A 10,352-nucleotide genomic window follows, 5' to 3' on the forward strand; every position below is an offset into this window, starting at 1 on the left:
CTGGCCGGCATCACCCCGCACACCATCGCGGGCAAGGGTCCGATCGGCCTGGTCTCGAAGTCGGGCACGCTGACCTACCAGATGATGTACGAGCTGAAGGACTACGGCTTCACCACCGCCATCGGCATCGGCGGTGACCCGGTCATCGGCACGACGCACATCGACGAGCTCGAGGCGTTCGAGAACGACCCCGACACCAAGGCGATCGTGATGATCGGCGAGATCGGCGGCGACGCCGAGGAGCGTGCGGCGGCGTACATCAAGGAGCACGTGACCAAGCCCGTCGTCGGGTACGTCGCGGGCTTCACCGCCCCCGAGGGCAAGACGATGGGCCACGCCGGCGCGATCGTCTCCGACGGTGCGGGCACCGCGCAGGGCAAGAAGGAAGCCCTCGAGGCTGCGGGCGTCAAGGTCGGCAAGACGCCGTCCGAGACCGCCGAGCTCATGCGGGAGATCCTGAAGAACCTGTAGGACCCAGCAGCACGACGATGGCCCTCACCGCTCAGCGGTGGGGGCCATCGTCATGAGGGCCCGATCAACGCCTACGTCCTCGCCCGCGACTGCGCTGCCGCCAGCCGGGTCATGGAGCCATCGCAAAGGAGCGCATGGCGGCGATGGAGGACCGCACGATCCGGGACAGCGACCACGTCACCGACTACCAGTTCGGTGGAGAAACCACCGCCAACAACGGCTCAGTGGCAAGGGCGACGAGCTGGCGGACGTCGGTCGTCCCGGCCGGGGAAGGCCTACTTGGCGTACTTCAGGCGGGTGGCGGCGCGGGTCGCGACCTGCGCGAACTCCTTCTGGGAGATGTCGTAGCGCCCCGCGGGGGTGAACGTCACCTGGGCGACGTGCTTGCCGCGACGGACGATCGCCGTCCGGTAGTAGACCTTGGTGCTCTTCTTGTCGTCGAGCTCGAACCCGACCCGCCAGACGTCCCCGGTGAACTGGTCCGTCTCGATGGTCCGGTGCTGGTCGACCTTCGCCGAGAGGGTGTCCTTGCTGCAGGAGTCGATCCGGCCCTTGATGCCCTTGACGAACGACTTGGCCTTGCGCGCCGTCGAGAACGTCCCGGTGGTCTCCGCCACGCCGAACTCCTGCGGCAGCTCAGAGGCCCGGTAGAGCACGTAGATGCGTGCTGCCGACCGCTTGACCGCCTTGACCGAGAAGTCGGCCTTGTCGCACTGCGTCATGGCCGGGTTGGGCTTGGGGGACGCCGACGCGGCGGCCCACACCTTGTCGATGTCGGCGACCGGCGGGAGGTCGACGATGCCGAGGAACGACGGCGCGTCCGAGGTCGGCGGCGGATCGGTGCGGGTGACCTCGATCGCGTCGGAGCACTGCCCGCCGCTGTCCTTGCAGACCTTCTCGACCGAGTCGTTGAGGGTCTTGGCGAAGGTCTCGACGGTGGGTCCCTCCTTGCCGTCGACCTCGTGCACGAGAGTGCTGGTGATCGTCCCGGAGTGGCTGAAGCCGACCGTGAGCGTACGCTCCGGCTCGCGGTGGGAGCGAAGCCTGAGGATCTGGAAGTCACCGAACTCGCGCTTGACGGTGTAGGCCGCGACCAGCTCGACCCGGGGGTGCTCGCAGTCGGCGTACCACTGCACGAGGCGCTTGTAGGTCTCCGTCGCGATCTTGTCGCTGCGGGAGACCTCGATCGCCTGGGCGACGCGCTCGCTGCGGGTGCCGGCCGTGTAGGTCCGGACGAACACCTTGAGCGGGTCCTTGTCGGCGTAGCGCTTGGTCGGGCAGGTCGAGTAGGGCGTCGTGTTGGCGACGTTCTCGTCGGTGCTCTCGACCTTCCAGGTCTGCTTCGGGTCGAGGCGGCCGACCTGCGCCGACGACAGGAGGTTGCCGGCGTCGATCTTCTGCGCGTCGAGGATCACGTCGGGGTGCTCGGCGCCGATCTTCTCGCGCGCCGGCAGGGCCTCGTTGGAGGCGAGGGCATCACCGTCGGTGGCGACCATGCCGCCGCCCAGGATCAGCACGACGGCGGCCACGACGAGCAGGACCGTGTTGCGCTGGCGACCCCGCTTGGCCGCGGAGCGGATCGTCCCCGGGGTGGGCACCTCGAGGGTGTCGGTGACGGCGGACAGGGCGTGCATGCGCCGCTCGACCTCGTCGATGCTCTGGTCGAGCTTCTGCTCGAGCGTCGCGAGCGCCGTCGTGACGTTCTCGATGCCCTCCTCGGCGGGGACGTCGACCTCGCGGGACGCCTCCTCCAGGTCCGTGTTGCCCAGCGTCATGAGGACGATCAGGCGACGGTCGTCCACGCCGAGCTCGTGCAGGGCCTCGAGGAGCGCGGTGTCGCTGTCCTCCTCGTGACGGCGGCGCAGCGGATGGGTGCCGCGGTGCAGGCTTGTGACCTTCCACGCCTCGTTGCGGACGTACGACAGCGGGTTGCGGTCGCGGATCTTGGACCAGTCACGCCAGGCCCGCCGATAGGCGTCGACGGTGGACTCCAGTGCGACCTGGCGATCACCGCACACGGCATAGGTGACCTGCACCACCTCGGCGTGGGTCGAGGAGTAGAAGCTGTCGAACTCGTCGACCCGAGTCATCGTCCAGCCTCCCTTTTCGACGTGCGGCGTGCCTGTGTGCAACGACGCAACTTTACAGGGAGGATGAAGCGGTGCCTGCCCCCGTCGAATCCTCCTACCTGCGGCCGGCCTTCCTGACAGCGATGGTCGGTGCTGCGATCTCGCTCGGCGTCGCCGCATTCTTCGTCATTCTCGCGCAGGGAGTGGACGGCCTGGGGGTCGCCGGCTTCCTGCGCGCGACGGGTCGGACCTGGCTCGTCGCGATGGGTTCGGGGATCGACGCGGGACCGGTGTCGATCGGTCTGGTGCCGGTGGGCGCGACGCTCCTGTGCGTCGTCGCGGTCGTCGTCGCGGTCGCCTGGGTCGCCACCGAGCCGGTGCACGAGCGGGCGGCCTTCGCGGCCGCCACGGCCGGCGCGTACGGCACGATCGCCGCGATCGTGTCCGCCGCCACCAACTCCGGCGACGTGCAGACGTCGGTGGTCCGGGCCGCGTTCGTGGCGTTCGTCGTCGGCGGCGTCGGCGCGGTCTGGGGCGTCGTCCGCCGCCACGGCGACGCTGAGGACTGGTGGTTCACCAGCTCGGAGGACCTCCGGATCATGGTCCGTGCCGCGGTCCCCGGGGTCCTCGTGGTCCTCGGCGCGGCGGCGGCGATCGTGGCCGTGCTGATGGTGACCCACGTGTCGCGCATCGGTGACCTCTGGGCGTCGCTGGATGCCGGCACGGGTGGTGGCATCGCGCTCGCGGCGGGCGACCTGCTCGCCGTCCCGACCCTGGTGCTCTGGACGGCCTCGGCGCTGCTCGGGCCGGGCTTCGCGCTCGGCACCGGCACCTCGGTCGACCTCACGGGCGCACAGCTCGGGCAGGTCCCCGGGTTCCCGCTCCTGGGCGCGCTGCCGACGCCGGGTGAGTTCCCCGGCTGGGTCTTCGTGCTGGGGCTCGTGCCGTTGCTGGCCGGGATGCTCGCGGGCTGGCGGGTCGAGCCCGGTTCCCGCGACGGGGTCCTGGCCCGCACCGCGCTGGGCGCGGGCGCCGGCGCCCTGGCGGGCCTCGTCCTCGGGGCCCTCGTCGGGATCTCCGGGGGAGCGGTCGGCCCGGGCCGGATGGCCGATGCCGGCCCGCCGCCGCTGACCCCGTTGCTCGTGGCGGTGCCGGTCCTGGCGGCAGGCGGCGCACTCGGCGCGGCGCTCGCCCACTATCGTGGAGCCCGTGCCTCCCGCCCCTCGGACACCAGCGCGTCTGGTCGTCCTCGTCTCTGGAAGCGGCACCAATCTCCAAGCACTGATTGACGCCGCGCAGGATCCCTCCTACGGCGTCGAGATCGTCGCCGTCGGGGCCGACCGTGACGACATCGAGGGACTGGCCCGCGCCGAGCGGCACGACATCTCGACGTTCGTGCTTCCCCTCTCGTCCTATCCCGACCGCCCCTCGTGGGACGCCGCCCTGGCCGACACCGTGGGGATCTTCGAGCCCGACCTGGTCGTCCTCGCCGGGTTCATGAAGCTGACCGGTCCGGCCTTCCTGGCCCGCTACGGCGGACGCACGCTCAACACCCACCCCGCCCTGTCCCCGGCGTTCCCCGGCATGCACGGGCCGCGGGACGCGCTGGCGTACGGCGTCAAGGTCACCGGCGCGACCCTCTTCGTCGTCGACGAGGGTGTCGACACCGGGCCGATCGTCGCGCAGGTCGCGGTCCCCGTGCTGGACGACGACGACGAGGCCTCCCTGCACGAACGCATCAAGACCAGCGAGCGCCAGATGCTGGTCGAATGGGTCGGAAATCTGGCCCGTCACGACTTCCACACCGATGACCGGGCCGTACGGCTCGGAGGAGCAGCCGAATGACTCAAGCCCCCCGCCCCCTCAAGCGCGCCCTCGTGTCGGTCTATGACAAGACCGGCCTGGAGGACCTCGCCCGTGACCTGCACGCCGCCGGTGTGTCCCTCGTGTCGACCGGCTCGACCGCCAAGACGATCGAGGCGGCCGGCGTGCCGGTGACCCCGGTCGAGGCGTTGACCGGCTTCCCGGAGTGCCTCGACGGGCGGGTCAAGACGCTGCACCCGCGCGTCCACGCGGGGATCCTCGCCGACCTGCGGCTCGACTCGCACGTCGAGCAGCTCGCCGAGCTCGACATCGAGCCGTTCGACCTGGTGATCGTCAACCTCTACCCGTTCAGCGAGACCGTCGCCTCCGGTGCGACTCCCGACGAGTGCGTCGAGCAGATCGACATCGGCGGCCCGTCCATGGTCCGCGCCGCGGCCAAGAACCACCCCAGCGTCGCCGTCGTGGTGTCCCCGGCTGCGTACGACGACGTGCGGGCGGCCCTGGCCTCCGGCGGGTTCACCCTCGAGCAGCGCAAGGTCCTCGCCGCGCGCGCGTTCGCGCACACCGCGGCGTACGACGTCGCGGTCGCCTCGTGGTTCGCCAGCGTCCACGCTCCCGCCGAGGACGGCTGGCCCGAGTTCACCGGCGCGACGTGGGACAAGTCGGCGGTGCTCCGCTACGGCGAGAACCCCCACCAGCCCGCCGCGATCTACCAGAACGGCCGCGGAGGGCTCGCCGCCGCCGAGCAGCTGCACGGCAAGGAGATGTCCTACAACAACTACGTCGACACCGACGCGGCCCGCCGGGCGGCGTACGACTTCGACAAGCCCGCCGTCGCGATCATCAAGCACGCCAACCCGTGTGGCATCGCGGTCGGCGCCGACGTCGCCGAGGCGCACGCCCGCGCGCACCTGTGCGATCCCGTCTCGGCGTTCGGTGGCGTCATCGCGACCAACCGGCCGGTCAGCGTCGCGATGGCCGAGCAGGTCGCCGAGGTCTTCACCGAGGTCATCGTCGCCCCGGACTACGAGCCCGGTGCGGTCGAGGTCCTGCAGGGCAAGAAGAACATCCGGATCCTGCGTGTCCCCGCGGACGCGCACACCGAGCCGGTCGAGTTCCGCGGCATCAGTGGCGGCATCCTGCTGCAGCGCGCCGATCACGTCGACGCCGAGGGTGACGCGCCCTCGAGCTGGACACTCGTGACGGGCGAGCCCGCCGACGAGGCGACGCTCGCCGACCTGGAGTTCGCGTGGACCGCGTGCCGGGCCGTGAAGTCCAACGCGATCCTGCTGGCCAAGGACGGCGCGTCGGTCGGCGTCGGCATGGGCCAGGTCAACCGGGTCGACTCCTGCAAGCTCGCGGTCGAGCGGGCCGGGGCGGAGCGGGCGGCCGGCTCGGTCGCCGCCTCCGATGCGTTCTTCCCATTCCCCGACGGGCCGGAGATCCTGTTCGCCGCCGGCGTCACGGCGATCGTGCAACCCGGAGGGTCGATCCGCGACGACGCCGTGATCGCGGCGGCCGAGGCGGCCGGCGTGACGATGTACGTCACCGGGACGCGGCACTTCTTCCACTGATGTCGTCGCGGCTGGCCGGTGCGCTGCTGATCGCGCTGTCGGCCGTCGCGTTCGGCTCGATGGCGATCTTCGGCGTCTGGGCGCAGGACGACGGCACGTCGACGCCGGCGCTGATCCTCGTACGGTTCACGCTGGCCTCGGCGGTGCTCGTCGCGGTCATGCGGGCGCGGCGGGTCCCGCTGCCGCCGGTGCGCCAGGTCCTGCCCGTCGCGGCGATGGGTGGGATCGGCTACGTCGGTCAGTCGTACTGCTACTTCCTGGCCCTCGAGCACGCCCAGGCGAGCCTCGTGGCGCTGCTGCTCTACCTGTTCCCGGCGTTCGTCGCGATCCTCGCGGCGGTGTTCCTGCGTGAGCGGATCGGGCTCGTGACCTGCGTGGCGCTGGTGGTCGCCCTCAGCGGCACCGCGCTGGTCGTGGGCGGCGGGTCGGGACGTCCGCTCGGGATCGCGCTGGGGATCGGGGCCGCGGTGATCTACTCGGTCTACATCACGGTCGGCTCGGTCGTGACCCGCGGGATCGACACGATCGCGGTGACGACGATCGTGTGCGTCGCGGCGGCGGTCGTGTGCGGCGTCGTGGTGGCGGTGCTGGGGGTGAGCGGGCACCCGGCGGCGTTCCCGGCCTCTGCCTCGGGCTGGGCGAGCCTCGTCGCGATCGCGGGCTTCTGCACCGTCGTCGCGATCATCGCGTTCTTCGCCGGACTGCCGCTGCTCGGACCGACCTCGACCTCGGTGCTGTCGACCCTGGAGCCGGTCGTCACGGTCGTGCTGGCGACCTGGCTGCTGTCGGAGTCGCTCACGGGGGTGCAGGCGGTCGGCGGCGCCCTGGTCCTCGGGGCGGTCGTGTGGCTCGCGGTGAGCCACACCGGGCCCGCCGAGACCGCCACCCCCGTCTGAGGGGGATCAGGACGCGGGCAGGCCGAGGTCGGTCAGGACGCGGGCGGCCGGCAGGTCGGCGAGGGCCGCGCCGGGCAGCACGAGCTTGGAGCGGCGCAGCCCGCTGCCGACCACGACCCACGGCTGCTGCGTCACGGCCCGGTCGACCAGGATCGGCCAGCCGACCGGGAGCCCGACCGGCGTGATGCCGCCGTGCTCCATCGCGGTCTCGCCGACGGCCCAGTCCTGCGGCGCGAACGAGCACTTGCGGACGTCCAGGGTCCGCCGGACCAGCCCGTTGACGTCGGCGCGGGTGCTCGCCAGCACGACGCACGCCGCGGGACGCTGGTCGGCGCCACGGCGTCCCAGGACGATGACGCAGTTGGCACCGGCATCCGGATCGATGCCGAACGTCTCGTTGAGCGTCGCGGTGTCGGCGAGCGCGGGATCGATCCCCACGACGTAGGCCGTGGCCGCCAGGTCGGGCAGCGAGGCGAGGGTCGCGGCGACGGGTGGGGCGACGAGATCGGGGGAGTACGGCTCGAGCTGCAGCGTGCCGAGCGTCGGGGTCATGCGCTCTTGCCGGCGAGCTCGGCCAGGAGCCGGTCGACGCCCTCGGGGCCGAGTGCGCGGGCCGCGACGAGGTCGCGGATCGCGGCGGTCAGCAGCCGCGCCTCGGTGTCCTCGGGATAGAACCCGGACTGGCGGCGCAGGGCCGTGCCCATGATCAGGGCGACGATCGCCGCCGCGAGGTGACCCGGCTCGTCGATCCCGGCCCCGGCCAACAGGCGGGTCGCGAACTCCTCGAATGCCGCCATCGCCAGCCGGGCGGCGTCCTGCAGCTCGGGCTCGCGCGCCGCGGCGAGGAAGATCGACAGCTCGAGCGCGGCCACGTCGGGCCCCCGCAGGGCGAACACGCCGGCGGTGAAGCGCGAGGCCCGGTGGAGGTCCAGGTCGACCGTGAGGTCGACGTCCGCGAGCGCGGCCAGCTCCCGCGTCCACAGGTGGACGTGGGCGCCGAGGGCCTCGCGGATCAGGTCCTGGATCGACTCGAAGTAGTACGTCGTGGTGGCCGGCGGCAGCCCGGCGCGGGCCGCGACGGCGCGGTGCGTGATGGCGCGGGCGCCGCCCTCGGCGAACAGCTCGATCGCGGCGGTCAGGAGCTCGTCGCGCCTCAGGCGGCTGCGTTCCTGAGACAGCTGTGCGCGCATACCCATGCACGAGAGTCTAGAGGCGGGCGACCGGCGCCGAGACCGAGTACCGCGACGTGAAAGACTCGTCCCCGTGACGGCGAAGACACTCGACGGCAAGGCGGCTGCTGCCGCGATCAAGGGCGAGCTGCGCGAGCGCGTCAGCGCGCTCCGCGAGAAGGGCGTCGTGCCCGGGCTCGGCACGATCTTGGTCGGCAGCGACCCGGGCAGCCAGTGGTACGTCGCGGGCAAGCACCGCGACTGCGCCGAGGTCGGCATCGAGTCGCTGCGCATCGACCTGCCCGAGACCGCGACCCAGGCCGAGGTCGAGGCGGCGGTCGACCAGCTCAACGCCGATCCGACCTGCACGGGCTACATCGTGCAGCTGCCGCTGCCCAAGGGCCTGGACGAGAACGCCGTGATCGGTCGGATCGACCCGGCCAAGGACGCCGACGGCCTGCACCCCACCAACCTCGGCTGGCTCGTCCTCGGCAAGGAGGCGCCGCTGCCCTGCACGCCGCGCGGCATCATCGAGCTGCTCCGGCGTCACGAGGTGCCGATCGCCGGCGCCCACGTCGTCGTGGTCGGCCGTGGCATCACGGTCGGTCGCCCGATGGGCCTGCTGCTGACCCGCCGCTCCGAGAACGCGACCGTCACGCTGTGCCACACCGGCACGGTGGACCTGGCCGCCGAGGTGCGACGCGCGGACATCGTGATCGCCGCCGCGGGCGTGCCCGGCATCATCTCGGCCGACATGGTCAAGCCCGGTGCGGCCCTGCTCGACGTCGGCGTGAGCCGCGACGAGAACGGCATCGTCGGCGACGTGGACCCCGCGGCGTACTCGCGTGCCGGCTGGATCTCGCCCAACCCCGGCGGCGTGGGCCCGATGACCCGCGCGCTCCTGCTGGCCAACGTCGTGGACACCGCGGAGCGGCTGAACCCGTGAAGGCCCCTCGCAGTCGGGGGTCGCAGCTCTACCTGCTGCAGCTGCTGATCGTCCTGGTCGGCATCGTCCTGGTCGTCGCCGGTCCGTGGCGGGCCGGGATCGTCGGGATCGGGCTGGCCTTCGTCATCGGCGCGCTGGCCCGGTCGGTCGTGCCGATCGACCACACCGGGATGCTCCGGGTGCGCGGGAAGTTCTTCGACATGATCTGGATGTCGATCCTGGGCGTCGCCCTGATCGTCCTGGCCCTCATCATCCCCAACCAGACCCGCTGAGACGCAGGAACGGGGCCCCCGGAGGGACCCCGTTCCGTGCTGCTGACCCGACTCAGATGAGGCCGAGCTCCTTGACGGCGTCGCGCTCCTCGATGAGCTCCTGCGCCGTGGCGTCCAGGCGGGTGCGCGAGAAGTCGTTGACCTCGAGGCCCTGGACGATCTCCCAGTCACCGTTCTTGGTCGTGACGGGGAACGAGTAGATCAGGCCCTCGGGGACGCCGTACGAGCCGTCCGAGCGGACCGCCATCGACGCCCAGTCGCCCTCGGGCGTGCCGTGCAGCCAGTCGCGGGCCGCGTCGATCGTCGCCGAGGCGGCGGAGGCCGCCGAGGACGAGCCGCGGGCCTCGATGATGGCCGCGCCACGCTTGGCGACGGTCGGGATGAAGTCGTTCTCGATCCAGGCCTGGTCGTCGACCTTCTCGGCGGCGTTCTGGCCGGCGATCTCGGCGTGGAAGATGTCGGGGTACTGGGTCGCGGAGTGGTTGCCCCAGATCGTGATCTTCTTGATGTCCGAGACCGAGGCGCCGGTCTTGGCCGCGAGCTGCGAGATGGCCCGGTTGTGGTCGAGGCGGGTCAGCGCCGAGAAGCGCTCCTGCGGGATGTCGGGCGCGTTGGTCATCGCGATGAGCGCGTTGGTGTTGGCCGGGTTGCCGGTCACGCCGATACGCACGTCGTCAGCCGCCACCTCGTTGAGGGCCTTGCCCTGCGCCGTGAAGATCGCACCGTTGGCCGAGAGCAGGTCGCCGCGCTCCATGCCGGGGCCGCGGGGGCGGGCGCCGACGAGCAGGGCGAGGTTGACGCCGTCGAAGATCGTGTTGGCGTCATCGCCGATCTCGACGCCGGCGAGAGTCGGGAACGCGCAGTCGTCGAGCTCCATGACGACACCCTCGAGCGCCTTCAGCGCCGGGGTGATCTCGAGCAGCTGGAGCTGGATCGGGACGTCGCGACCCAGCAGGGAACCGCTGGCGAGGCGGAAGAGCAGGCTGTAGCCGATCTGACCGGCGGCGCCGGTGACGGCGACCTTGACGGGTGTTGTGCTCACGTGAGGTGCTCCTTGGAGGGTGCGGAGATCTGGGGGTCTACCTTCCGAAACTAGCGCAGCCGCCGCCGGGAAACTCGCTGGGGGCGGCC

General features: G+C 71.5%; 10 protein-coding genes and 1 pseudogene. 7 read left to right on the forward strand and 4 right to left on the reverse strand.

All coding sequences use genetic code 11. The annotated features are described in order from the left end of the window. Positions 1-471: pseudogene (locus tag JWQ91_RS05355) on the forward strand (succinate--CoA ligase subunit alpha); the annotation flags it as partial. A 275-nt stretch (positions 472-746) separates the two neighbouring features. Here JWQ91_RS05355 and JWQ91_RS05360 read toward each other — a convergent pair. Then, positions 747-2,561 carry a hypothetical protein gene (locus JWQ91_RS05360; RefSeq protein WP_297781739.1) on the reverse strand — a complete coding sequence of 605 codons (1,815 nt, stop codon included), beginning with the start codon at positions 2,559-2,561 and terminating at the stop codon, positions 747-749. Positions 2,562-2,632: 71 nt separating this feature from the next. Between JWQ91_RS05360 and JWQ91_RS05365 the strand changes: the two genes are divergently transcribed. From JWQ91_RS05365 to JWQ91_RS05380, 4 genes are read left to right on the forward strand one after another with little or no spacing between them, the layout of a single operon-like run. Then, positions 2,633-3,829 (forward strand): DUF6350 family protein, encoded by a 1,197-nt coding sequence (locus JWQ91_RS05365; protein WP_297781741.1) that lies wholly within the window; start codon positions 2,633-2,635, stop codon positions 3,827-3,829. Then, a complete protein-coding gene (purN, locus tag JWQ91_RS05370; protein WP_297781743.1) occupies positions 3,750-4,385 on the forward strand; it encodes a phosphoribosylglycinamide formyltransferase in 636 nt (211 codons plus the stop codon). The genes JWQ91_RS05365 and purN overlap by 80 nt, the downstream gene beginning before the upstream one ends. After that, positions 4,382-5,938 carry a bifunctional phosphoribosylaminoimidazolecarboxamide formyltransferase/IMP cyclohydrolase gene (purH, locus tag JWQ91_RS05375; protein WP_297781745.1) on the forward strand — a complete coding sequence of 519 codons (1,557 nt, stop codon included), beginning with the start codon at positions 4,382-4,384 and terminating at the stop codon, positions 5,936-5,938. The genes purN and purH overlap by 4 nt, the downstream gene beginning before the upstream one ends. After that, entirely contained in the window at positions 5,938-6,834 is an 897-nt protein-coding gene (locus JWQ91_RS05380) for a DMT family transporter (RefSeq protein ID WP_297781746.1), read from the forward strand. The genes purH and JWQ91_RS05380 overlap by 1 nt, the downstream gene beginning before the upstream one ends. A 6-nt stretch (positions 6,835-6,840) precedes the next feature. On the opposite strand, the gene JWQ91_RS05385 is transcribed toward JWQ91_RS05380, so the two are convergent. Both JWQ91_RS05385 and JWQ91_RS05390 read right to left on the reverse strand, forming a co-directional pair. Next, positions 6,841-7,386, reverse strand: coding sequence for a YbaK/EbsC family protein (locus JWQ91_RS05385; protein WP_297781748.1), 546 nt, complete (start codon positions 7,384-7,386; stop codon positions 6,841-6,843). Beyond that, complete coding sequence (locus JWQ91_RS05390; protein WP_297781750.1) at positions 7,383-8,030, reverse strand: TetR family transcriptional regulator; 648 nt, start codon at positions 8,028-8,030, stop codon at positions 7,383-7,385. Before JWQ91_RS05390 ends, JWQ91_RS05385 begins: the two co-directional genes overlap by 4 nt. Positions 8,031-8,097: 67 nt before the next feature. Here JWQ91_RS05390 and JWQ91_RS05395 point away from each other — a divergent pair, with 67 nt between their 5' ends. Beyond that, entirely contained in the window at positions 8,098-8,949 is an 852-nt protein-coding gene (locus JWQ91_RS05395; RefSeq protein WP_297781752.1) for a bifunctional methylenetetrahydrofolate dehydrogenase/methenyltetrahydrofolate cyclohydrolase, read from the forward strand. Further along, complete coding sequence (locus JWQ91_RS05400; RefSeq protein WP_297781753.1) at positions 8,946-9,221, forward strand: DUF3017 domain-containing protein; 276 nt, start codon at positions 8,946-8,948, stop codon at positions 9,219-9,221. Before JWQ91_RS05395 ends, JWQ91_RS05400 begins: the two co-directional genes overlap by 4 nt. A gap of 52 nt (positions 9,222-9,273) precedes the next feature. On the opposite strand, the gene JWQ91_RS05405 is transcribed toward JWQ91_RS05400, so the two are convergent. After that, the gene (locus JWQ91_RS05405) at positions 9,274-10,263 is read right to left on the reverse strand and encodes a malate dehydrogenase (protein ID WP_297781755.1); all 990 of its coding nucleotides are present in this window, start codon (positions 10,261-10,263) and stop codon (positions 9,274-9,276) included. Between the last annotated feature and the right edge of the window lie 89 nt (positions 10,264-10,352).

Origin of the sequence: Aeromicrobium sp., from assembly GCF_025965075.1 — a bacterium.
Taxonomy (GTDB): Bacteria; Actinomycetota; Actinomycetes; order Propionibacteriales; family Nocardioidaceae; genus Aeromicrobium.